This window comes from Paenibacillus sp. FSL R7-0026 (genome assembly GCF_038004485.1).
Taxonomy (GTDB): Bacteria; Bacillota; Bacilli; order Paenibacillales; family Paenibacillaceae; genus Paenibacillus; species Paenibacillus xylanexedens_A.
This window is the reverse complement of record NZ_JBBORG010000001.1, coordinates 6,534,032-6,558,313: the sequence shown is the minus strand read 5'-3', so window position 1 is coordinate 6,558,313 and position 24,282 is coordinate 6,534,032. Positions and strand designations below refer to the sequence as shown.

21 protein-coding genes are annotated in these 24,282 nt (G+C 43.1%); 14 read left to right on the top strand and 7 right to left on the bottom strand.

Annotated elements, in window-relative coordinates; translation table 11 throughout:
* Nucleotides 1–53: 53 nt before the first annotated feature.
* Together yycI and MKY44_RS28665 are read left to right on the top strand one after the other, a co-directional pair.
* A complete protein-coding gene (yycI, locus tag MKY44_RS28670) occupies nucleotides 54–797 on the top strand; it encodes a two-component system regulatory protein YycI (protein ID WP_036612041.1) in 744 nt (247 codons plus the stop codon).
* Nucleotides 798–803: 6 nt separating this feature from the next.
* The gene (locus MKY44_RS28665) at nucleotides 804–1,610 is read left to right on the top strand and encodes an MBL fold metallo-hydrolase (RefSeq protein ID WP_341009730.1); all 807 of its coding nucleotides are present in this window, start codon (nucleotides 804–806) and stop codon (nucleotides 1,608–1,610) included.
* On the opposite strand, the gene MKY44_RS28660 is transcribed toward MKY44_RS28665, so the two are convergent.
* On the bottom strand, nucleotides 1,579–1,791 hold the full coding sequence (locus MKY44_RS28660) for a hypothetical protein (protein WP_036611899.1): 213 nt from the start codon (nucleotides 1,789–1,791) through the stop codon (nucleotides 1,579–1,581). The two genes, MKY44_RS28665 and MKY44_RS28660, sit on opposite strands and share 32 nt — an antisense overlap.
* A gap of 717 nt (nucleotides 1,792–2,508) precedes the next feature.
* Between MKY44_RS28660 and MKY44_RS28655 the strand changes: the two genes are divergently transcribed.
* The 5 genes from MKY44_RS28655 (at nucleotide 2,509) to MKY44_RS28635 (ending at nucleotide 7,655) form a co-directional block, all read left to right on the top strand.
* Entirely contained in the window at nucleotides 2,509–3,786 is a 1,278-nt protein-coding gene (locus MKY44_RS28655; RefSeq protein ID WP_341009728.1) for a S1C family serine protease, read from the top strand.
* Nucleotides 3,787–4,185: 399 nt separating this feature from the next.
* On the top strand, nucleotides 4,186–4,710 hold the full coding sequence (locus MKY44_RS28650; protein ID WP_341009726.1) for a hypothetical protein: 525 nt from the start codon (nucleotides 4,186–4,188) through the stop codon (nucleotides 4,708–4,710).
* A 334-nt stretch (nucleotides 4,711–5,044) separates the two neighbouring features.
* Nucleotides 5,045–5,212: a CxxH/CxxC protein gene (locus MKY44_RS28645; protein WP_017691462.1), complete on the top strand. Its 168-nt coding sequence runs from the start codon at nucleotides 5,045–5,047 to the stop codon at nucleotides 5,210–5,212.
* A gap of 682 nt (nucleotides 5,213–5,894) precedes the next feature.
* A complete protein-coding gene (rlmH, locus tag MKY44_RS28640; protein WP_017691463.1) occupies nucleotides 5,895–6,374 on the top strand; it encodes a 23S rRNA (pseudouridine(1915)-N(3))-methyltransferase RlmH in 480 nt (159 codons plus the stop codon).
* Nucleotides 6,375–6,851: 477 nt separating this feature from the next.
* The gene (locus MKY44_RS28635; protein WP_341009724.1) at nucleotides 6,852–7,655 is read left to right on the top strand and encodes a hypothetical protein; all 804 of its coding nucleotides are present in this window, start codon (nucleotides 6,852–6,854) and stop codon (nucleotides 7,653–7,655) included.
* A 213-nt stretch (nucleotides 7,656–7,868) separates the two neighbouring features.
* Here MKY44_RS28635 and MKY44_RS28630 read toward each other — a convergent pair whose 3' ends face one another.
* Nucleotides 7,869–8,939: a recombinase family protein gene (locus MKY44_RS28630; protein ID WP_341009970.1), complete on the bottom strand. Its 1,071-nt coding sequence runs from the start codon at nucleotides 8,937–8,939 to the stop codon at nucleotides 7,869–7,871.
* Between the two features lie 435 nt (nucleotides 8,940–9,374).
* Here MKY44_RS28630 and MKY44_RS28625 point away from each other — a divergent pair, with 435 nt between their 5' ends.
* The gene (locus tag MKY44_RS28625; RefSeq protein ID WP_341009723.1) at nucleotides 9,375–10,250 is read left to right on the top strand and encodes a DUF4238 domain-containing protein; all 876 of its coding nucleotides are present in this window, start codon (nucleotides 9,375–9,377) and stop codon (nucleotides 10,248–10,250) included.
* Between the two features lie 209 nt (nucleotides 10,251–10,459).
* On the opposite strand, the gene MKY44_RS28620 is transcribed toward MKY44_RS28625, so the two are convergent.
* Nucleotides 10,460–12,487 carry a right-handed parallel beta-helix repeat-containing protein gene (locus MKY44_RS28620; RefSeq protein WP_341009722.1) on the bottom strand — a complete coding sequence of 676 codons (2,028 nt, stop codon included), beginning with the start codon at nucleotides 12,485–12,487 and terminating at the stop codon, nucleotides 10,460–10,462.
* A 276-nt stretch (nucleotides 12,488–12,763) separates the two neighbouring features.
* Here MKY44_RS28620 and MKY44_RS28615 point away from each other — a divergent pair, with 276 nt between their 5' ends.
* Both MKY44_RS28615 and MKY44_RS28610 read left to right on the top strand, forming a co-directional pair.
* The gene (locus MKY44_RS28615) at nucleotides 12,764–13,849 is read left to right on the top strand and encodes a 5-methyltetrahydropteroyltriglutamate--homocysteine S-methyltransferase (protein ID WP_341009720.1); all 1,086 of its coding nucleotides are present in this window, start codon (nucleotides 12,764–12,766) and stop codon (nucleotides 13,847–13,849) included.
* Nucleotides 13,850–13,877: 28 nt separating this feature from the next.
* Nucleotides 13,878–15,368, top strand: coding sequence for an aldehyde dehydrogenase family protein (locus MKY44_RS28610; RefSeq protein ID WP_341009719.1), 1,491 nt, complete (start codon nucleotides 13,878–13,880; stop codon nucleotides 15,366–15,368).
* Between the two features lie 160 nt (nucleotides 15,369–15,528).
* Here MKY44_RS28610 and MKY44_RS28605 read toward each other — a convergent pair whose 3' ends face one another.
* On the bottom strand, nucleotides 15,529–15,981 hold the full coding sequence (locus MKY44_RS28605; protein WP_341009717.1) for a HEAT repeat domain-containing protein: 453 nt from the start codon (nucleotides 15,979–15,981) through the stop codon (nucleotides 15,529–15,531).
* 91 nt (nucleotides 15,982–16,072) lie between these two features.
* Nucleotides 16,073–17,047 (bottom strand): YndJ family transporter, encoded by a 975-nt coding sequence (locus MKY44_RS28600; RefSeq protein WP_341009716.1) that lies wholly within the window; start codon nucleotides 17,045–17,047, stop codon nucleotides 16,073–16,075.
* A 214-nt stretch (nucleotides 17,048–17,261) separates the two neighbouring features.
* Between MKY44_RS28600 and MKY44_RS28595 the strand changes: the two genes are divergently transcribed.
* Nucleotides 17,262–17,930, top strand: a complete 669-nt coding sequence (locus MKY44_RS28595; RefSeq protein WP_341009714.1) for a DNA alkylation repair protein — start codon at nucleotides 17,262–17,264, stop codon at nucleotides 17,928–17,930.
* Between the two features lie 133 nt (nucleotides 17,931–18,063).
* Here the strand turns inward: MKY44_RS28595 and MKY44_RS28590 are convergent, their stop codons facing one another.
* The gene (locus tag MKY44_RS28590) at nucleotides 18,064–18,609 is read right to left on the bottom strand and encodes a DUF6199 family natural product biosynthesis protein (protein ID WP_341009713.1); all 546 of its coding nucleotides are present in this window, start codon (nucleotides 18,607–18,609) and stop codon (nucleotides 18,064–18,066) included.
* Nucleotides 18,610–18,765: 156 nt separating this feature from the next.
* Nucleotides 18,766–19,392 carry a hypothetical protein gene (locus MKY44_RS28585; protein ID WP_341009711.1) on the bottom strand — a complete coding sequence of 209 codons (627 nt, stop codon included), beginning with the start codon at nucleotides 19,390–19,392 and terminating at the stop codon, nucleotides 18,766–18,768.
* 595 nt (nucleotides 19,393–19,987) lie between these two features.
* Here MKY44_RS28585 and MKY44_RS28580 point away from each other — a divergent pair.
* The 3 genes from MKY44_RS28580 (at nucleotide 19,988) to MKY44_RS28570 (ending at nucleotide 24,031) form a co-directional block, all read left to right on the top strand.
* On the top strand, nucleotides 19,988–22,111 hold the full coding sequence (locus MKY44_RS28580; RefSeq protein WP_341009709.1) for a 5'-nucleotidase C-terminal domain-containing protein: 2,124 nt from the start codon (nucleotides 19,988–19,990) through the stop codon (nucleotides 22,109–22,111).
* Between the two features lie 351 nt (nucleotides 22,112–22,462).
* A complete protein-coding gene (locus MKY44_RS28575; protein WP_341009707.1) occupies nucleotides 22,463–23,008 on the top strand; it encodes a 50S ribosomal protein L25 in 546 nt (181 codons plus the stop codon).
* 405 nt (nucleotides 23,009–23,413) lie between these two features.
* Nucleotides 23,414–24,031 carry a hypothetical protein gene (locus MKY44_RS28570; RefSeq protein ID WP_341009705.1) on the top strand — a complete coding sequence of 206 codons (618 nt, stop codon included), beginning with the start codon at nucleotides 23,414–23,416 and terminating at the stop codon, nucleotides 24,029–24,031.
* Nucleotides 24,032–24,282: the final 251 nt, after the last annotated feature.

Sequence of the window (24,282 nt, the reverse complement as noted above, 5' to 3'; positions counted from 1 at the left end):
GAGTGGGCCAGTGTGATATTAGTTGCTTTATCTAATGGACGGAGGTGAATGTTTTGGATTGGGGACGGGCGAAAAATGTGTTGATCTATGCCTTTCTGCTGCTCAATCTGGTGCTGGGATACCAGATCTGGATGGATGCGCGGGAGACGGCCGGAGCCAATCTGGACTTCACCTCACTGGCAGATAATACACAGCAGGCGATGGAAGAGAAGGGTATTCAGGTGCTGGCTCCGATTCCAAATGAAACGCCAAAGCTGCCGAAGTTGTCCTATGAGTTCATTGAAGAGGACAAGGCTGGCGTGGATATGGAACTGGAACAGCCTGTAGATAGCAAATTGATCTTCTCTCAGAGCGAGCTGGAAGATGCATTAGAGCGTGAGATTCCACAGATCGGGACATACCGGCTGGATCAGTTGATGGCCGAGGATGGGGCTTTTGTGCTTCACCCACTGGTCGATGGCAAATGGCCGCTCTTCAATGTGAGTCTGGAGCTATTCTACAGCGACCAGAAAATAACGGGTTACCGTCAAACTCCAGTGCGGATTACAACCGCAGAGGAGAGCGATCAGCAGGTGCTTCCGGCGTCGAAGGCGCTGGGAACGCTGATCGAGAACTTTTTGCCAAATGATGCAATTGTCAAAGATATTCAGCTGGGCTATTACGGCCAGTTGTTCAATTCAGATATACAGGTAGCGATGCCGGCATGGCGGTTCGTGCTGGAAAGTGGCGAAGTGTTGTACGTGCAGGGCATCAGTGGGGATGTATTCAGTCCCAAGACAGACAAACCAGGGGAGTAATGCGTTATGGGGATATATTTTACCGTGTTATCCAGCGGTTCGACAGGTAATGCCACAGTCATACAGCATGGGGGTACCTCTCTCATGATTGATGCGGGTCTTAGTGCGAAGCGATTGGATGCACTGTTTCAGGAAAGGGAGATTTCTGGGGCAGAATTGGATGGGATTTTGGTTACACATGAACATTCCGATCACATTAAAGGACTAGGCGCGATGTCTCGGAAATATAATTTACCAATCTACGCGAATCTGAATACGTGGGCGGCACTGGAGAAGTCGGTTGGGGCGATTCCAGAGGAAAACCGTAGGGTATTTGAGACAGGTGAAAAGCATGATTTTGGGTCACTGCGCGTGGAATCCTTCGGGATCTCGCATGATGCGGCTGAGCCGGTAGGGTACACATTCGATGATGGTACGGAGAAGCTGTCTGTTGCAACGGATCTCGGGTACATGAGCGACAAGGTTCGCGATGCAATCTCCGATTCTGACGTGCTGGTGCTGGAGGCGAATCATGATGTCGAATTGCTGCGTATGGGGCGTTATCCATGGAACACCAAGCGCCGGATTTTGAGCGACATTGGGCATTTGTCGAACGAAGCGGCAGGGGCAGCGCTTAGTGAACTGATGAATGGACGCATCAAGCGCACGTATCTGGCACATCTTAGCCGAGATCATAATATGATGGAGTTGGCGAAAATGTCGGTGCGCGACGCGATGGAGAGCCGTGGATGCTTTTATAGAGACCATGAGTTCAAACTCTGTGATACGTATTACGACCGTCCTACGCCATGGGATAGGGTGGGTGAGCCATAAAGCTGTCGAGTTCGGCGGCTTTGCGCTCGACTTCCTCGCGGGTTAGGATGCCTTTATCAATAAGCAGTTCAATGATGGTGCTGAGTGCAAGGGTATTGCGATAGTGTTCTTCCTTGAGATCGGCCAGCTTGGCCGCCATATGAACTTCATCCATGGCTGTGAGTGTACGTGTGCGATCCATATATATCCTCCTCTATGAAGCTTCGAATTGTCTTTTACTATTATTGTAGTCAGGCTTGATGGAAAACATTCCTCTTTTTGCCGCTAACATTTGTGTGATGAGACGTGTATGCTGAACCTGTGACTATGCAGGGGTGAAAAAGTTCTACAAATTTGCCAAAATGGCGCTTAGCGGACCGGATTTTGTGGTGATAGATACTATGGACCTTTATTGTTAAGCGCGTTATAGCGGAAATTTGCTTTAATTTTCGTAAATATGCAACTTTTTGTGATTTGACGTGTTTAGTATATGAGGAGCATTGTGATTTTGGCTGTTTTGCGTGTGAAATGGCATGTCATAGAATGCGAGAGCATGATTGATAGAGTCACTGACAGAATGGCGTGTCCGTTCTGTTGTACATAGACGCTGTATCTTGATTTGATGCCGGGATGCGGCGATATGCAAGACCATTTTTTTAAATTGCAAAAAAGCATGGGAAATCGTTGGAGTCTTCACGTAACGAAGACGACAGAAGAAACCTGAAGAAACAAAGTGTTCGCCTTTAGGAACAAATTTTTACCTTGGAAGAGGGGATCAAAAAAATTTGTGAGTAACAGCGATCGGAAGGTTCGTCTGTTGGCGGAGTGGTGTAACGTAAGAACACCATCGTTGAACCATGCGACAACTTAGGCGGCAGTCAGGGTCTTGATGCGTGACAACGAAGGGGAGAGGATCACGATGGGATTGTTTGGAGACGATTTTTATTCAACCAAAGTATCAAGACGCGTCGAACCTGAACAGAAAGGCAAACTTCAGATCATCCGCCCTGGAGGCAGAGCACGTGGACGTGACCGCTGGAGCAATCCGCGCAGATCGCGTACGGGAATCAGTTCCACAGTGAAGGTAGCTGTGATTAGCTCGGTGATCAGCTCCATCGTGACCGTCATGCTGTTTAGCTTCATCACACAGCCCGCTTCGTTACCGCTGGCTAATGCTACAGGTAATGGTGGTGGAGGCGGTGCACAGACAGCTCAGGCAGCTGATCCATACGATCGGATTATCCAGGCAGCAGCACATGTTCGTCCTTCCGTGGTGAGCATTGTGAACCATAAAACGGGTAGCAGTCTATCGATGGAAGATTCGGCGCTGGGCTCAGGGGTCATTTTCAAAAAGGAAGATGGCAAGGCCTACATCATGACCAACCACCACGTAGTGGAGGGTGCGAGTGATCTGGAGATTGTGACCGTAGACGGGGAGACACACAAAGCGAAGCTGGTCGGTAAGGACCGTGTGAGCGACATTGCGGTACTATCCGCAGAAGATAAAGGGCTGGGTGCAGCCGCGGAGATTGGCGATTCCAGCAAACTTCAGCGCGGTCAAACGGTGCTGGCGATCGGAAATCCGCTCGGTCTGGGTGGTACGCTTACATCCGGTATTGTCAGTTACACGGATCGTATTCTACCGGTATCGATTAATCAGGACGGGGTGTACGACTGGGAGCAAAACGTGATCCAGACGGATGCGGCGATTAATGAAGGTAATAGCGGCGGTGCTTTGGTGGATTTGAACGGCAAAGTGGTCGGCATCAACACGATGAAGATCTCGGATACGGGCGTTGAAGGTCTAGGCTTCGCCATTCCGATGAACGAAGTGATGAAAACGGTAGATTCCCTGCTACTGAACGGCAAAGTATCTCGTCCATACCTCGGCGTGTACACGGTGGATCTGAGCAACCCTTATGCACCACTGGATGACGAGCAGCGTAAGGATCTGAAGCTGCCATCTCACGTGGACAGCGGTGTGGTTGTGCTGGAAGCATCCGGTCCGGCATCCGAAGCAGGTATGAAGCTGAATGATGTCATTACGGAATTTGACGGGCAAAAAATTACCTCCACGCTGGATCTGCGGAAGTATCTGTACGATGAGAAGAAGATTGGGGACACGATTGAAGTGACCTTCTACCGTGATGGCAAAGCTGAGAAAGTATCGGTGAAGCTGACGGATAAACCGGAGTAAGGGAAGTTCAGCGAGCGAGCCTATACTGTTGCGTGGATTGAAATAGGGAATGCTAGAAGAGTGATCAGATCAACTGACCACTCTTTTTTAGTTGTTGGATGATGAGCATTACGCAATGCTTGATTGTAAGGGATGGGTTAGGTTGTAATTAAATAAGAAAAGGAGTATTTAACTGGTACTTACCACTGGCCGACTATGAGTGGACTTGTTCATTCGACAGTAAATGAGTAGATCAACCATTTTTATATTCTCATGATCAGTTAGACCCGGAGCCAAAGGAGCAGATACATAAGACTAGGGCTGTGGTAAACTGTTGTCAATATGTTGGAGACGGTCGCTGATGCAATAACATCTGTTTGTCGATCATATTTTTATTTCAGAATGGAAGGGGTATTTTTGATGAAACATTTGAAGAAAAAGATGCTTGGGGGAACGAGTTTGGCTCTGTCCCTGTTTATGTTGTCCGCCTGTGGATCTGAGGTAGCTACGACAGGAGCATCTGTAGATACAAGTGCTCTGCAAGAGAAGATTGCAGGGCTTGAGAAGAAACTGGTGGAGCAGGGAGCCAAGAGCGTTGAGCAGGAGCAAAAGATCGCAGCACTGGAGACCAAGTTGAATGAGTTGAGTACAAATGTGATTGCGGTAGGTGAGGCTGGTGGCCAAACGCCTGTAACATCGGGAAACAACGGATCGGCCGGGAAAGGCGACGGGGTGCTGATTACCTTTGCCCAGTATGAGAAGCTTGAGGTTGGCATGTCCGTGGAAGATGTCATCGAGATCCTTGGTGGTGAAGGTGAAGCGCTGAGTGAAGCAGAGAATATGGTGGTGTACAACTATAAAGGCACAGCCGGCAATGGTGCCAATGCGGTTATTGCTTTTCAAGGCGGGAAGCTGTTGACGAAGGCGCAGTCGGGATTGAATTAAAGAGCGTGGATTAGAGACAATTCATGGAATGGAACAGGGAACAAGTAACTCTGTTTTCGTAATCAGGCGCCGGAGAAAGATTCATTCGCTATGTGAATTGGATTGTTACTGTTACAAGAGCATTCTTTTCAGTACCATAGAGGTATGGGGAAGGATGCTTTTTGTGTTCTTTTACGGCGAATGGAGAGGTTTGGTGGAGGTTGGGCACGATAAATTAGGGCAGGGGGTTTCTTTTCGGTGGCAGGTGTGATAGAACTGAGAAGTGGCTATCCTGTAATGGGATACGCGGTTGTGAATCGGGAACATAGCTGGTTACAGAAAGGATGCTTAACGGATGTACGTTGTATGCAAAGAACACGTGGACATTGCCATCGACATGTTTGTCGATGAGTATGAGGACGCTCCAGATATCGTTGATCTGAAGGAGACGGAATTTGCCGACTGGGACCCGCCTGCGAAGTGCGCTGAGTGCGAACAGCACGCGGAATTTCTCGTCGTTTAGCGTACTGTAGGACTTAGACGGCTGGAGGCGTGACTTAAGGTGGCGCTTCAGGCTGACTTTCCATCCGGTATGAACATCACAGCAAGAAGCCAAGGAGAGCGTGATGAGCGCTCTTTTTGTGTTTGTGGGGGAATTGGTGTGATTGTTGGTAGGCAGCTTGGAGTTGGGCAAGGGTTGTGGGGGATGAAGGTGGAGATGGGGAGATTAGGAGAAGATTCAGGTAGGTAGGTGCCGAGTTCCGAATTGGGAGTGAGTTAGGTTGTAGCAAAGGTGGAAGGGTGTAGGTAATAGAATGGAAGTCTGGGCGTAGGTGAAAGTGACGTTGGGGGCAGTGATGTGGGTGGGGATGGAGGCATGGCTTGGTCGAGTAGCTCTAACGAACCTGAGGAACCTTATTAGGGGCAAATACCGTCTGGTTGAAATCTAACGAATCGTAGACACCCTATATTACTGAAATGGCCTCGAAAGAGGTGGGGAACGCTTGTTTTAACTGGGATAGTGTGTTTCAGATTCGTTAGATTTTAAAGTAGCCGAAATGGGGCTGAATAAGGTGTGTGGGGTTCGTTAGCATTTGGAGAAATGTGTAGTATGGGTTTAATACAGTTGGAACGAACGATGCGCTGAAGCATCTTACTTATAGGATATTGCTGCAAGCAAGAGAATTTAGGAGGAATGGATTGTTATGTTTATTCAGATTATTGGCGTAGGCAAATTGAAGGAAAAGTATCTCACGCTGGGCATTCAGGAATATGCCAAGCGTCTCGCCCCGTACATCAAGTTTCAGATGATCGAGGTCGCAGACGAAAAGGCGCCCGATACCCTGAGCGAAGCTGAGGTTCGGGCGGTAAAAGAGCGCGAGGGCGAACGCATCCTCGCGCATGTGAAGAGCGAGGCGCATGTCGTCGCGCTCGCATTGGATGGCCAGCTCTGGAGTTCTGAGGAGCTGGCATTGGAGATCGACAAGCTCGGCACGTATGGGACGAGCCATGTCGTGTTTGTCATCGGAGGAAGCCACGGGCTCTCCGATGAGGTGTTGCGCCGTGCGAAGCAGCGCTTGAGCTTCGGGCGCATGACCCTGCCGCATCAGCTTATGCGGCTGGTGTTGGTGGAGCAGATTTATCGCGCGGTGAAGATAAATCGGGGTGAACCGTACCACAAGTAGGGCGAAGTTTAGTATTGTGTATAGAAAAGTTGTATACAAATGAACCCTCTAAAACAAATGTAGAGGGTTCATTTGTATTTATAACAATAGATGCTTAAAGCGGGTAAGTTTTAAAAGCAAATAGTATAAATGTTATGCATAGGGTAAGGCAAAGGACAAAGGCCAATTGATTTCCTTTTATTTCTCTTACAGAGTAAGCACCAAAAAGCAAAGCTAAGTTAATTAGCATGAGTGTGAAATTAATGAAAACAGTGACAGATAAGATAAAGGTAATTAAAAACACTAGAAGGATAAATAAGAGCCACTTGGGATACATACTTAGATGAGCACGAATTGCACGCATTTTGTCCACCTTCCTTAATAATACATAATTCGACAAAAAAATGATCAAATGGTACTATTTACTAATGAGTTTGTTAATATTAATATTATTACTGTATTAATTATACCATTATACGGGAAGAAAGGAAGGAAGATATGTTTAAAAAGTTTATGGCGGTTATGTTAAGTGTTACATTATTGGGTAGTTCATCTGCATTCGCCGCAACTGATTCTACAGGAGGAAACACTGAGAAACAGAAGTGGCAGAATACTTCTGAGGTTGTACTTCAGGGAGAAGTGGTAGGTACTAAGATACAAGATGTATCTTATATTAGGGAAGTGGGGTCAGAGGGTGAGGTTAAGGTGACACTTACAACTAGCACTCATTATGATTTTCTTCCTGCAGCAAGTTCTGAGCAAAGAGAGGTTCTTCAAGATAATACAAGAACTGATATAATTGAAGCAACTGAGGACGATGAACTATTGCTCAATGGAGAAGAGGTAAGAGATGAGAATAATTTAATTCCTAATTTATCTTCCAAGTCAGTTGCTAGTCCTGGAGCCTTTGCAGCTGCCGCGAATGATAAAGGTGGAATTCCGTCTGTTTGCCATTATTATGGAAACTTTAAAAATTACAGTTACGGATGTTACAATGGAGTCTCAGTGTTGGGAAATCCTAAGGGAAGTAATGTCCAAAAAACAAATATCCCTATTACTAATACGTATGCTGTCAGAGCCCAGACAACAATTGATACGTTCCAAACAAACTACAACTCTATGACATCAAATTTAAAAGGTCTTGCTAGTGCAACAGGGTTAACAATTCTCGGCATTGAGTCTGTTATTGCTGCTATAGTAGCTGGAGGAGCAGCAGCAAAGGCAGCATCTGAATTACAAGTCAACTATAATGATGCCAATGATAACCTAAAGAAAGCTTACGGTTATATAAGTAACATGTAGAAAATTCATATAATATTTTATAAATTATACCAGATATATGCCATGTTTAATGGTTGTAATACATAAAGAAACTGGACCTTTTCAAACGGTGACTAACATCTACTTGACCAAGGACAGTTTCTTTATGTATTAGAGATATAAAATGTAGTGCAGATAATACTGCCCCTTTTTATTGACAAACGGTTTTGATACTGGCATATCTAAGTGAGAACTCTAGATGATAAGTGCTAGATAACTACTAGCTTTAATGGCTTTTCCTGACATAGGAAAAGCCCCCTCTGCTGACAATAGGACAGAAGGGGCTTGGCTTAAAAAATGTTTTTCAGTATCCTCGTTGAATGCAAGCTCAACGCTGCTGACTCGCTTCTTCTCGTCCAGCGTAATCTTCTTAATAATCAGATGTAGAAGAGTCTTGCGCTGTTGGAAGAGGGATTGACGTAGCAGTGCATCGAAGTTTGTCATCAGGGAACGTACAAGCTCGTAGGATACAGGATCAGCTTGATCATCTCGAAGATCTAATTCCAGTTTTGATCTGCGGGTTAGCTCAGTATCCAGCTCTTTGTTTAATACACTCAGGCGTTCAGAAAACATATCGCGGTCAATATCGTCTATTTCATATAAATCGAGATACTTACGTTTCTTATCCTCCAGAATGGTGATACATGTCTGTACTGCTGTTAACTCTTCACGTAGCGGTTTGATTCTTCCAGAACGTCTTTCATTGACGCTGTGAACAACTCTTTGCAAAATCTCTGGATTCACCACGGCTTGCCTGATGCGTTCAGTTACCGCTTGTTCTGCTTCCACCTTACGAATGCTGTTGGCATGGCATACGGCGCTTCCCTGGCTCCGGAATCGACCACAGGAATAGTACATCCGAGCGATCTTCTCGCCATTCTTGGACCGATTAACCGTGCGACTGGCGGTCATGGCGGCACCGCACTCAGGGCAACGAATCAGCCCAGTGAGCAGATACTCTCCTTCAAACCGTTTCTTGGGTAAAGTGGCCTTCTTTTCCCGGAGTAGCTGAACCTTATCCCATAATTCTTGGCTAATAATCGGGGGATGATGGCCTTCTACGAGAATCGGCTCCCTATTCTTACCTTTACGTCTTCGTTCAGCCCAATTCTCGTAACGATTGTAGCGGATTTTACCTACAAACATCGGATTATCTAGCAGGTCTCGGATCGCTGTAGTGGAGAAAGGCTTGCCAGTTTGGGTTCTATGCCCTCTGTGGTTCAATTCATTGGCAATGGTCTTTAATCCTGTTTTACTAAAGGAGATGCCACCGTATAAACGATGCGAACAAATTCTTTATAGTAAGCTGAAAGATTATTTTCAAATGAATATTGTAAATTTTAGGTTTTTAGATAAGGTAGCCTTACAATTGACTTCTGGGAACAATTTAGTTCGTCAGAGGTTGCGAGCTGTTTATTATGCTCAGTACATTAATGATCTGTCAATGCGTCGTGTGCAAAATGAGTTTTAAGAAATATTCTCTAGTTATGAATTTAATGATCTTTTTACAGAATAAATTGGAAATTTCATGACTGAAATTATAAATAAACCATTTTTTTGCTGTATAATCCAATTAATAATATCCTATAGTAAAAGGTATAGGCAAACCTCAAAGCGGAGGGTTGAGCAACCTTATTTTTGAATAGAGCTAGAGTAGGACACCTAATCAGGTTGTCCTATTTTTAAACAGGAGGTAATTAAATGCAAGACCGTAGGAACCATTATATTCCGCAATTCTATTTAAAGGGGTTTCTAGACCATAACGTTGAGCCACCTAGAGAGCCTAGCCTTTGGATTTTAGATAAGAAAAAAGGTGAATTGAGGCAGAAAGGTACAAAAAAGGCTGCAAGAATATATGGATATTATGACTTGAAGCTAATCACTGGAGAGATAACGACTGCGGTTGAAACGTTCTTTTCAAAACAAATTGAGAACCCAGCTGCTTTAATTTTGAGGAAAATACTTAATTATGAACCAATTAATGACGATGAAAGATTCCAATTTAGTGAATTTATATATTATTCACTTGTTAGGGTGCCTAACTTTCTTAACTATATGTCCTGGTTCCATAAAAATAGTGCCCAACTTAAATTGGAGAGAACAAGTGTTCTATCAACAGAAGTTATGATGAGGGAGGTTAGAATTGGAGAAGAGGGAATGACTACATTAGAACTTATGATTGAGATGTCTCGAATTTTTGTGCCTATGATCTATGACATGAACTGGCAATTTTTTAAGGCCCCCCGAAATCATCATTTTGTAACATCAGATAATCCAGTAATATTAAATAATCCTAATGAAAAGCACATCAAGACCTCCTTTAGTGGGTGGAAGGATCCTTATATTCATTTAACTTTTCCTCTTTGTTCAAGTATATGTTTGCGTGCTACCTGGACCAAGAGAAGAAAAACATATGTTAAAGCAGACATGAAATTTTTAAGAGCAATAAATTTTCGTACTTCTTTTTATGCAACGAGATACATTTTTTCATCAAGTCCTATAGCTCCTCCAGTCATAGATTCCTCTTTTTTATATAACGAGGTTGATATATATGAAAGTAAATCTAACTGGCAATAATACTTATTAAGCTTAAGAAACTTCGCCCTACAACTGATACGGTGAACCGTACCATAAGTAACAGCTGAATACTTTTGATAAAATTGAGATCACCGAAAGAAGATAGAGCATCGTTCACCAATTAAAAGCCTCTATCGTGATCAGCGGAGTAGAGGCTTTACACACAAAAAGATCCAATCACCTAAAATGACTGGACCCTCAATCATAAACTAAATTTCAAAATCAATCGTACCCTTTTCGGTTAATTCAAAGGGACCAGGTGTAACATCTGCATCGGGTCTCTTTGTTCCGAAGAAATCAGAGTCAAAATGATATGGAGTGCTGTCCGGCTCCTCAAACTTCATGTTGGCGTGATAAGTCTTTCCAAGCAGATCCGTGGTAACTAACATTGCAGTGGTTTCCCGAAGCAATTCGGGCTCATGGATCTGAATGTGCACCTCACCTAGCGCAGGATTGATCTCAATTTTTACGCCCTTCTGTGCAACTATCTTCGCTTGGGATTCGTGACGGCTTGGAACCGCATCGTTAAGAAATACATTGCCACCCATAGCTACCGGAAGAACGGCATTGCCTATAAAGAAATCCTTCGCGGCATCGCCAAGCTCCATAAGCTCCTCTTTGGTGTACTTCCACCATTTCTTGTCTTTCACATCCGGATGTTGATCGTAGCCGCCAAGTCCCACAGCATGCAGATAACAAATGGAATTGTCCGGAACACCATCCATGACCGTCTTCCCGTCCTCTCCAACTTCATCCCTTGGTTTAAGTGGAAGATGCTCAAAAAAGGTGATGGGCACAGGCTCCTTATTAGGATCGTTGTCACCTATAAAGATATTGTTGTAGTACCTGTCATCGCCTCCAGTGATATTGGAGTATCCGGCCATAGCCGTCTCGTGAGGGAAGTGATATGGCGTAATACGGGTAATTTCGGAACGAACTACAAATCGGCCTGCAAACAAATTATGAGCAAATGCCCCGCCCTGAGCCATATTTCTGAAATTCATCGGAGAGAGAAATAGATTGTGATCGACCATATACGGACCATGGCAAACCTCAACGAAAAGGTCCTCCGAAAGATTGTCAAAAAATACATTACGGCTGATGCGAGTGCCCTGTGCCTGCCAGTCCAGCCAAAGCGCACGGTAACAGCTATACATTATATTTTCGCTAATTTGAGTATCCAGGGAAGCATGAAGCTTAATTCCCGCAACTTCGGCACCGTGTCTTAGTCGTTTATGGTGAATATTATAAATACGGTTCTGATATATGCGGCTGAAGGCTGCTCCCATATGACCCACAATACCTGCCTGTTCACAATCGTGAATCACATTACCTCGAACTGTGTGACTGCCGATGTTATCTTTATGCCAGCCGGAGCGTAATGCTTGTAAAATAACCTCCTGCTCGCGTTGAGTACCACCTTTACTATGCTTCTCCAAAGACTTGGTGTGCCCTGTACCGATTTCGGTACCCAGGCTAATACCAACGCATTTGGATTCACTGATTATATTGTTTTCAATAATCCAGCCCTTGCTCCAGTGAGGTCCAATCAAACCTTCCTGGTAGTCTGTAGGTGGCGCCCATTGGGGGGAGGCTTGACGAAGAGTGAAACCGCTTACGGTGATGTAGTTAATTCCCGGTTTCTCAGGCCAAAAGCAATAAGGACGTACATTAATTTCTACATTTTCCGTACGAGGGTCTTTTCCACCAAAGTTAGCCCAGATTTTTGTTGTCGTAGAGTCAACCTCGGCATACCATTTTAACAATGAATCCTTGGGATACTTGGCTTCGGGCCAAACTTCAGGATTGTTAACGCTTTCAATACTATCGCATTCATATAATGATTTGCCATCCAAATAGACATCTCCGAGATGAATTGGGAAGGGCCCGTCAAACAACCAGTCTCCACTGAGCTCTACCTCATAAGGATTGCGAACGGAAAAGACGGAATTGAGCACTTCTGTGCTCCAAACATGGTCTCCTTCAGACTTCTTCCAGTTGGTAATCCGCTCAGCTCCTGTAATCACGACTTCCCCGTCTCCTGCGGATCGATATACGATTCTATGCTCCGCTGTTCCTCCATTAGCAGGGTTAACCCATTCCCTGTATACTCCCGCATGAACAATAACTGTATCACCGGCCATGGCTTGAGCCGCAGCGCGTGATATGGTACGAAGGGGCTGATCCGCTGTTCCTTTTCCTTGATCATTCCCATGTATGGATACATGATATTCCATAACAACTCTCCTTCTATTTTAAAATGTTTGTTGTATCCCGTTATTATACTAGAAAATAATTATAATGGGAGAGATAGGAAGGCAGATGTTAGACTAAATGGATACTGATATAAGGTAAACCACATCCACTACCCTATGAGGGTGTGGATTTTTTGCGTATTAAAGTCTTGTGGCTATTGTTAAAAGCTATGACTAGCCATGCTTTTTTCATATAACAAGCATTCCTTTTCATCATGCTATACTCATTAGACTAAAAAGTTAGAAGGAGAAATAGTTATGATACCATTTCGTAATGATCATGTAGGTAGCTTTCTACGTCCTGCAGATTTAAGTCAGGCACGTGAACAATATAAATCAGGCAACATCACATATGAGGAATTAAGAGCTGTGGAAGATAAAGAGATTATTCGAATTATTAAAAAGCAAAAGGAAAATGGCGTATTGGCAGTTACGGACGGTGAATTCCGCAGAAGCTGGTGGCATTTTGATTTTCTGGGTGGCTTGGATGGCGTAGAGTTGTATGAGCAAATAGATGGACCAAAATTCCATAATATGCAAACGCGCAAGGGTGGGATTCGTGTTGTTGGTAAAGTTGATTTCTCGAGTCATCCCTTTGTTCAGGATTTTGAGTTTTTGAAAAAGCATGCAGGTGACACAGTGGCGAAACAGACCATTCCAAGTCCCAACATGCTTCTATATCGATTGGAAAATTACGCTAATATCTATACGGACCGAGAGCAATTCCTTCAGGATACGATTGCGGCGTATCAAAAAGCCATTCAAGCCTTCTATGATGCGGGATGTCGATACCTGCAATTAGATGATACAGCTTGGGCCGACCTATTCTCAGACGCTGGTCACGATAAGCTACGTGCTAAAGGTCTGGAACCGGCGGAAGAGTTGAAAACGATGCAGCGCATGATTAATGAATCCTTGGCTCACAAACCGGCAGATTTAGTGGTGACGATGCATATTTGTCGTGGTAACTATAAATCGAACTATTTCTCAACGGGTGGTTATGATTACGCTTCTGAAGTTATCTTTGGAAACTTAAACGTAGATGGATTATTTTTAGAATTTGATGATGAGCGTTCAGGTGGTTTCGAGCCATTAAAATATGTGAATCGAAAAGATTTGAAAATCGTGCTTGGTTTACTCACATCGAAAACAGGCGAGTTAGAGGATAAAGAACAAATTAAAGCTCGGATTGCAGAGGCGGCAACCTATGTACCACTTGAGCAACTTTGTTTGAGCCCACAATGTGGTTTTTCATCTACAGAAGAAGGCAATATTTTAACGGAAGAACAACAATGGCGTAAACTTCGTTATGTGAAGGAAATTGCAGAAGAAGTTTGGAATTAATCCATTTAAATAACGGAGGGGTATTAAAATGACGATACAAGCAGACCAAGAGATAGTTATCGTTGAAGCGTTCATTAATGGTCAAAATGTAAAATCCCTTTCGCAGTTAGCAAAAGAGAATCCGACAAACCCATCTGAGATCGTAGGTTATTTCCCTGTCACTACGAAAGAACAAGCCGTGGAAGCGATTGAAGCGGCGGCAGGGGCTTTTAAAACATGGAAGCATACCTCCATTGATGAACGCATTATAATGATGCGTAAGGCGATCGAGAAGATTAGAGCAGCTGAGAATGAAATTGTGCATTTGCTGTCCAGAGAGCATGGCAAGCCCCTGTATGATGCACACGGTGAAATTTATGTTTCGTTAATGTGGATGGAGTTTGCTTGTAATGAAGCCAAATCGGCTCTACAGGAAGAGATCAAAGAGCATGAGAATGGTAAAACGATTCTTTCCTATGATCCAATTGGTGTGGTGGCAGCGATTAGTCCATGGAACTATCCCATTGCTTTATCTACCATTAAGATCGCTCCTGCCTTGCTTGCGGGCAACACGATTGTGCTTAAACCAAGCCCATTTGCGCCACTGGCGGCAGCGAAGGTGGCAGAGATTATTGCGGGTGAGTTCCCAGCTGGTGTAATCAATGTCGTTCATGGTGATGCAGATGTTGGCGTTGAAATGACTAGTAATCCTCTTGTTACGAAGATCGCCTTTACAGGTGGAACTGCGACAGCTAAGCATATTATTAAAGCGGCTTCGGAAACAATTAAGGATATGACGCTTGAGCTTGGTGGTAATGATGCGGCTATCTTCTTGGAAAGCTTTGATGTTCATGATGAGCGAGCAATGCGCCGGATTGTCATTTCTAATTTCTTGACTGCAGGCCAGATCTGTATGATCGCCAAACGTGTGTATGTACACCGTTCTATTTATGATGAGTTTGTGGAAAAATATATAGAGGTGGCAAATCGCTGGATTCGAATTGGTGATCCCTTTGATTCGAATACGACAATAGGTCCGGTTAATAACCTGAAGCAGAAAAATGTCGTGCTTGGTTTGGTTGAAGATGCGCAAAAGCGTGGGGCTAAGGTCATCCCTCTCGGTCAAATTCTGGATCAGAAGCTGTTTGAACAAGGTTACTACCTACAACCTACGCTTGTCTTAGGTTGCGATGTTCATGATCCGATTGTAGTGGAGGAACAGTTTGGTCCTACGGTTCCGATTCTTCCATTTGACGATGAAGAGCAGGTTATTCATCTACACAATGAAAGTATATATGGATTGACGAGTTCTGTGTGGGGGAAAGAAGAGGATGCCATCTCCGTCGCACGTCAACTCGAAGCTGGAACGACAATGATCAATACAGCTGCTGTGCAGGGGCTCGACGTTCGGTTCCCTTTCGGTGGGGTTAAGCAATCCGGTATTGGCCGTGAATACGGCGTGGAAGGTATCCGCACTTATACAGAAAAGCATGTCATCAACGTTCCAAAGACACTGGATCTTCCTTATATACCCGAATAAATCTTATATCACATAACTTCGTATCTTACAGGGCATGTACATGTGAAATAAATGTAGGCTCTAACTTTACTCTGGCGGCGATCAAAATAATAAGAAATAAAGAAGCCACTCCATTATTTTGGAGTGGCTTTGTACTCAGCTATTATACGGTGAACGGCGGCTATTTTCTACCTAGTGTCTCCCAAATGCCATGGAGCCAGGAGTCGAACTCAGCATCTTTGTCGCCCTCGTAAGTATCATAGATATCCAGACGTGTCTTTTGCAGTTTTTCCTTGAATTGCTCGAATGTGTGACCTTCAGGAAGGCTTTTTTTAATCCGTAGCAAAATTTTGTTAGTACCTTTAAACAGCTCACCTTTGTTTTTGGCAGGCATTTGTACATCTTCATCCAACTGTTTCAGCTTGAAATATGCAGCTTCACGCACCTGGAACACTTGATCATTCTTCAAAACGTGCTGCAGCAACTTAATGGTAGGGGCTGTATCCCAGTTTCCCAATTCGTTCACTGCATTCAGTCTGTCTCTCCAGCTTGACGTCCGATTAGCCGCTCGTTTGAGCTCTTCAAAGTTCTCCGGTAGTTCGTTAACTGCTCCAATATCATGGTTGTTCGTCAAAATTCAATCTCCTTAATCATCGCCATCTCGGCAGAATGATGAATGTTATTTATGTGATCACTATTATAGCACGAACCTGACTAAACTACTCCTATGAAGCCGATTGGCTAGCCTTTTCCTTAATGAAGTCCACCATATACACCCAACCAATTAGTCCACATAAGACAAAACCAAACGCATGCAGAGATCCATAAATGGGAATAAAATCGAGTATGGTTAAGGAGTACATATTTTTCAGTAACGGATAGAAGATGGAAATGACAACAACCGTGTAAAAGGCTAGGCAAGAAAGGCCTAAGAAGAAGGTTGCCTTAATATCCAAAGCATTTTTCCTCAAGTAAGCAATGAGATAAGCGGTGTAAACCACAATATTACACGCGAACAAACTGACACCAATGTATTCAATTGGCTTGGAGAAAATCATACCAATAGCAATCAAGATTGGTCCGATGATATCGATGGCAACAACCCAGGGATACCAGCTTTTCTTCGTCATGATGCGTCCCAGTGCACCAATGAAAATTGGAACGATTGCAGATGAGAAATGAAAGTGAACCGAGCTTAACGCGTGCGTTGCAGGATTAGCTTGAAAGAGGTTCAATTGATATTGATATAAGGTAAACCAAATGCCTCCGATGAAAAAATAAACGAGCCCCGCACCAATTGCTATTTCAGCTGCTTTTCCTTTAGAGATTACAATGGTGGTTAAGCCATAGATGCCAAGCAGCAGTGTGAACAGTAGCCACCCAAGGGACAGAATCCCCGGTATTACCGTGTTTTCTAACCCCCACATCTTATTACTCATTACCGAGGCTAGGGTAAGAAGCGCAGCGGGAAATTGAAGCCATTTCATAGCAGCATAAATCATTCGTTGATGTTTATTCTTTTCATCATGGTTCAAAAGTAAAATCACAAGAGGTACAATGACAAAAGCCGCAAAAAGTAGAAAATTTTCAACAAGTTCGAATTGGAAGTAATCAAGGGAAAATATCAGAATGGTTATGATTCCACCGGGAAACACTGGTTCTAATAATGATTTCATTCGTTGCTTCAAGGAACTATTCATGGGGTTTCCTTTCTAACTACGTTTATCGTAATAACTGCCTGCATCCAGTTGTGCAGCAGTTTTAGTATAGATTCGGCAATTCTTCTTTAAGTAGTCTAACACATTTATTTGTAAATATATGAAAATAAGCTTATCTTACTGCGGTTGATGGAATCATGGGAAATAGCCCTTCCGCTTTTCAAAGACTTTCGCCATAAAGGAGCTGTGGTATCAAATGAATAAAGATAAAAGTATTGAAATGAAATACTCTTCAAAAGCAGAGGACATTCTACAGCAGATCAATAGTAAAACTAAGCTAGGCGAATTACGAAAAATCGCAAAGGATATTAAAAAAGATCACGAACTAGCTATGGAACTTTGGTCGACCGAAGCGTTTTTGCCCAGACTATTAGCTATCTTAATTATGGACAAAAAACTTCTTTCACAAGAAGTGCTTAATAAGTTTGATAAGGATATGCAGACTCACACTTTTGATGAGCGAAATAACTTAATGGATTGGTTAATGGCTAATCAGCTCACTAAAGACAAGAAGACCATTGCATTGATGAAGTCATGGGAAAAAAGCCCTTCTGCTCTTCAAAGGCGAGCTTTTTGGTATTATCAAGCGCGATTGAGATGGACTGGACAAACGCCTCCTGATAACACCGAAGACTTACTATCTGCAATTGAAGCTAATATTACGCAGGAAGAGCCGACAGTCCAGTGGGCTATGAATTTCATTGCAGGTTGGATAGGCATTTATGATCAAAAGTACCGTGCACGTTGTATTAAACTTGGTGAGAATACAGGTCTTTATAAAGATGAAATGGTATCAAAGGGTTGTACTCCTAATTATTTGCCAGAGTTCATTGCAATTGAAGTTAACAAACGAAATAAGAACTAGTTACCCCTGATATATTCATTAGGGTCTGATGTGACAATAAGAATTCGAAGCCTCAATATGGAAAAAGGATCTGGAAGTAAGCTTCCAGATCCTTTTTTGCTTGGAGGGCAATTTTAAAAGTTTTATGACACTACTAATCACTATAATTGGTGTGAAACCAATTTTTTAACTCTTCGCTCATTATCTCAAATTCCGTCTCGGTAAACTTTGGATGCAATTCGATTCCTCCAGATGGTCCGAAAATAACGATGTCCAGGCTCGTTTCATCTATAAATGTAATTTTTCCAGCATTGTTCGATCCAAAAGCATCACCTGCATCAAAAGGTCTAAGTTCTGCATCTTTTATCATTTGGATAACCGTATTTTTTTCTTCTTCGCTTAATATTTCGGGATTAATCATGCCAATACTGATTTCTTTTACTTGCCCTGCATTCAGTTTCTCTTTAAATTGTTCCGCCCATTTGCTGTCCGCTCCGCTTCCTGTGGAGCAACTTGAAACGATCAGTATAAAACCGACTATCACTAAGACAATACCTGAGATCCGTCCAGCATTTAATGCTAAATCACTTGGCTCCGCATCTTTAAACTTCCATCCCAGTCGAACATACCAAGCAAAGTAAGGCCAAATCGCCGTAATTATTCCTATGATTAAGACTACAACACCTATAATTCCTGTCAAACAATCACATCCTGTATATGTTAATTATTCTATTTACTACGATAAATACTTGTTAAAGTTTCTTGTATGTAGATATCCATTGCTACGCATCAGCAATCTATCAACTTCCTTGGGAAACAAAAAAGAGCCGCGCGCCATGCGGCTCTCCCTCTAATTTTAGCGCCCACCCGTATTGGAAGCCCAGACAGGGATCCAACTGTTCGGATAATAATCATTGGTCAGGGTTGTGTTATAGAGAACTAAATTCCCATCACTTTGCATGATCAGTGTGTCACCTGTTGTGTTAGCTGGTAAGCTGCTCCCGTGATGACCTGGAATCCATGAGGTGGTATTGGGAGACCAGGCAGCTACCTGTACAGAAGTATCAATCATCAAAACTTTATCCCATCCCCAACCGGTGTAATATTCGAATTTACCTGTAGCCGGGTTGAAGCCATAACGATAACCATATTGATAAACGTCTTGATATTTCATGCCATATTTATAGATGACAGGTTTCCCGTACTGTGTTTCAAAATTGAACGAAAGAGCCCCACTGTTACTAGTTCCGCTACTCCAGAGAGAAGAACCGTTTTGATAGATAACAAAGTTCCCGTCATTTTGCCAGATGGCTGAAAATCTACCATCTTGGGAGGTGAGATAGTCACCCTTCGCCATGCTTTGGCCGATCGTGAGTTTATCTCCAAGATAGCCAGCAGAAGCTGTTGCTGGTACGGCAAATGCAAGAATTAACAAGCAAGCCATAAGAATGCGAAAAGATCTGGGAAAAAGTCGTTTGTTCATTGGACACGCTCCTATTTTTCTTATAATGGTTAAAGCTAAATGCATAGAACAACAAATCCTTACAGCTATTGCCTGTTTCTGCGTTGCATTCAGTCAGGAGCGGTGATGTAACACGTCCCCATCTGGTGTAAAACGGGAACCAAGATCTAAAATGCTCCCAACCAACGGTCACCTCCTTTAATAGAAAGTGTGAAAATCTTTGATACATATTATGTAATGGAATGTGTGTTTTAGGAGATCGAAGCTAAGTTTTCTTTAGTAGAGGAGTTGCATCATCAGGTGAAAATACATACTTTATTTTCCATTATAGCAACAAAAAATATAAAAGCCATATTTTTCTATATGAAATTTTGAATCTATCACTTACGTCCGATGTGTCATAACTTCTCGTCTCCTTAGCCAGAAAAAAACCTATTAATCGCTTGAATAAATTGAAGCTAAACACTGATTTTGGTGCAGATCGAGACATAGGTATTCATCTCCTCTATCAATCTCTCAACTTTTTTACATCCATTTTATATATTTAATGATTTTTATGAATTGAACTATGGTAAAATATCTCAGGATCTAAAATTGGAGAGGGGTTTTTTCATTCATGTTTTGGAAAAAAGTTTTGGGTAAAAGCACACTGCGTGTAGCTACTGCTGCACTATTACTCACGCAACTATTGGGCGCAGCAGGTTCTGTCTCTGCCGCAGGTAACGATGTAGAAGTACACTTGATTGGAATCAATGATTTCCACGGTCAGTTAGATACCACATCAATCGTGGGTGATAAGAAGGCAGGAACGGCTCCAATTCTAGCAACCTATCTCAAAGAAGCGCAAGCCAAATATGAACACTCCCTACTCTTCCATAATGGAGACTCTGTTGGTGCATCTGCTCCAGCCTCATCTTTGGATCGTGACGAGCCTACCATGGAATGGATGAATATGATGGGCTTTGATGTAGGCTCCTTGGGTAATCATGAATTTGACCAAGGTGTCGCTGCTTTGAAAGCACAAATCTTTGGTGGCCTTGATCCAAAAGAAGGAAAAGTAACGCATGCCGGTGCAAAATTTGATTACGTCAATGCAAACGTGATTGAAACTGCCACAGGAAAAACATTGATTAAGCCGTATGTGATTAAAGAAGTGGGCGGAGTCAAAATTGGATTTATCGGACTAGTGACGAAATCCACACCTGCCAAAGTATCTCCATCTGGGACAGCTGGCGTACGTTTCTTGAGCGCAGAAGAAGAAGTGGAAGCCGTTAATAAATATGCTAAAGAATTGCAAGACCAAGGTGTAGAAACGATCATTGTTTTGGCACATGATCCAGCAACAACCAAAGAAGGCGTAACTACTGGAGAAGCAGCTGATCTGGCAAAAGCTTTACCGGCGGATTCCCCTGTTGACGTTATCGTTGCAGGTGACAATCATGCATTGGCTAACGGTGAAGTGAATGGAAAGTTGATCGTTCAAGCTTATTCCTATGGTACGGCGTTTGAAGATATCAAGCTGATGATTGACCCTGTTACCGGGGATGTAACTGAAAAATCAGCGACTGTTACAACGACTTTCCAAGAGGGTGTAAAAGAAGACCCTGAATCTTTAGCGATTATTAAAAAATCATTAGACAAGCATCCTGAACTGACGAAGCCAGTAGGTACAACGGATGGTTCTGTTACCCGTACAGATGCTTATAATAACGAAGCCCCTCTAGGTAACCTCATTGCAGATTCAATGCGTGAAGCAGACTTTGGGGATAAGGCCAGTGCTGCTGACTTTGCATTTATGAATCCAGGCGGTATTCGTGCGGATCTGCCACAAGGCGATGTGACCTTTGCTGATCTTGCCAAAATCCAACCGTTTGGTAACACTCTAGTAAAACTTGAGCTGACTGGCGAACAGGTTAAAACCTTGTTGCAGCAGCAATGGGGTACCAATGCTGACGGTACACCTAATACCAAAACACTCCAAATCTCTGGTTTGAAATACACTGCAGATTTCAATAAGCCAGTCGCAGAACGTGTTACTGGTCTTAGTCTGGAAGATGGAACAACGATTGATCCTGCAAAAACATATACGGCTGTAGTTAACAACTTTATGGCTGCAGGTGGAGATAACTATAAAGTGCTGCTGGATGCTAAGTCTTCCCTGGCAGGTCCTATCGATCTGGATGTATTCTACCAATACATCGTAGACACGTATAAAGGCGGTAGCATCGTAGCTAAAAATGAAGGACGTATCACAAACCTGGCTGCATCTACCGAGCCAACAGAAACACCTGTAACAACAGAAGTCATTTCTCGTGCTGAATTTGTAAGTGCTCTGGTTGACATGTTGAAATTAAACGAAGTAGCTACAGCACCTGCATTCAAGGATGTTGCGGCTAATGCTGCATATGCAGATGCGATTGCTGAAGCTACGCATGCTGGATTCATCCAAGGTTATGGTGGAAACTTCTATCCTGATCGGGATATCACGCGTGAAGAAGCTGCTACCATTCTTGCTAAATTGGTAAAAGATCAAGCGACTGATAAAGACGCTGCTACGATTATTGCTAGTTTTGAAGATGGTAAATTGGTGTCTGCCTATGCAATTAAACCTATGGCAAAATTGATTGACAAAGGTATTTTTGCTGGAACAGATAAAAAATCACTTCAACCTAAACAAGGTCTTACTACTAACGATGCAAAAGCATTAATTGAAAAAGCTGTTGCAGCAAAAGCTTCATAATGTAGAACTTATTCAAACTTTATATTAATAGGGGCTCTTCCTGACAAAGGAAGGGCCCTTTCTGCCATATGCAGTGTAGAGGTGATAGACGATGTTCTGTCATTTACTTCGGGTTAAATCGACAAATCTATGTTTCTATGATAGGGTTGAAGCATCCCATAGGCATTCTACTCTTCGGAGTAGAGTGCCTTCATGTATATTATGGGTGCTTACATTAAATGTATTTTAAAATCAATTGGATCGTATATGGAGGTGGTGATGCTATGTTTCTCTCTTTAGCCCCAACAGGGGATGGTTGGATGAGTATGAAAAATGTAAAAATATCATTTAATAAAGAGGAGCGAACATAGCATGACTACTAGTTTTCAGGCGGAGACCCGCATTCCATTAAATTCTTCTCGACTTAGGGATCTACGTAAATCCGGGCGTTTGCCAGGTATTGTTTTCGGCAGAAATACGGAGAATGAGATGATTCATATTCCAACAATAGAATTTCAAAAATGGTTGAAGCAAGGAGCGTCTGGTTTTATTGAATTGCAGTTTGAAGAGAAAGGCCCATTGACCGTATTATTGGAAGACCTTCAACGTGATTCGGTTACACGGGATTTGATTCATGTGGATTTTCAACAGGTGCAGACCAATGAGATCATGCGCACTAAAATTCCTGTCAAGTTCAACGGCACACCGATTGGCACAAAGCAGGGCGGTGTCGTGCAAGTTCAATTAGCTTCTATTGAAGTGGAGGCATTGCCGAGACACTTGCCAACGTCGATTGAATTTGACATTAGTGCTATGGAACTTGGAGAAACGTTACATGTAAGTGATGCAACGTTTGCTCCAGATGTAACGGTGATCTCTGAGGGGAATGAGTCTCTTCTGTCTGTAGTTAAACCTTAACAATTCCAAATTCGCAAAGCTGAATAAGTCAAAATTAGCCGTACGGGTGATCATCCGTACGGCTAATTTGTGCTGATTACGAGATGTTGGCGTGCTCCCATCCTCACTAGGTGGGTAGTCTGGAATTCACCTCACGGATGTCTTTTTCTCGCGTACAGGCGCAATGTTCCTGATATTTCGTTACCTTTTCAAAGTTCATTCGCAAAATTCAGGTGTAAAGTAGGTAGACTCAGGAAAGGTAATCACTATAATGGAAATAAGATACATATATAGTTGATATATAAGAATGGATGCGGATGAATTAACGCTCAATATAGAGATAGAGATGAGGAAGAGCGGTGGGTAAACCTGAACCGCTAAGGTCATTGGCATAACATTTCTAAACAGGGCGGTGGGCGAAAAAAAATGGACAAATTAAAGAATAGTGGATTCTATAAACTGAGATTCTTCATCACTCCTGAAGAGTTTAAAAGCCTTTTGCAGCTTTTGGAGCATCGGCAAGCACAATTCTATCGTACCAATGCTGCCCGAACAGAGCATGATTATAATCAGGTGTACGAGGAGTATCAGACGTTCTATCAGTATTTTGTGGCAGGAGAAAAGAGAAATGACGTCCATCCCTTCTTTGTTTACTCTATTTCTATTGCATCGGATCAAGAAAGTTCAGGATTTTTTGTGAGAAATGAAGGTGTTTCTTTTCCATATCACGGACAATGGGCAGAGGATGAACTGCCGTGTATCTTACTTTCATTTCCGAAAGGTTTTCAAGTTAATGTGGAAGATGAAAAAGGAAAGTACTATATGTATGAGGATATCCGGGACCATAAGCCGCTGACCTATGCGTTTTTCGATGAAATAAGAGACTCTATCAAAAAAATGACCAAACCCCTTCGCTTCTCAGCCCTTGATGCAGATGCGATGAAGGAGCAAAAGCCCTCTGTGCGTATAAGCCATGATGCAGTGCACGGATTGAGCCAATCGTGGATATTCAGTAAATATGGACTTGTGATTCATGGGAAATAGGAAGGGGACGAAATGATGTTCGCCCTAAAGCTTATCTGTACCTGGGTACTGCTAGTCGCCTCATGTTCAGCGGTATGGTGGAGCTTCAGGACAGAAAAGCTTATAACCGTCTCCTGGCTGGCATTTTTGCTACCTGCTGTCTTCCAGCTTGTTACGGCTTTCCGGATTGGTCCAGGCCAAGCAAAGTCACTCATCGTGTTCGGCTGCATCAATCTGGTGTTTGCTGCCCTTGTGGGTGCGGGGGTCTGGTA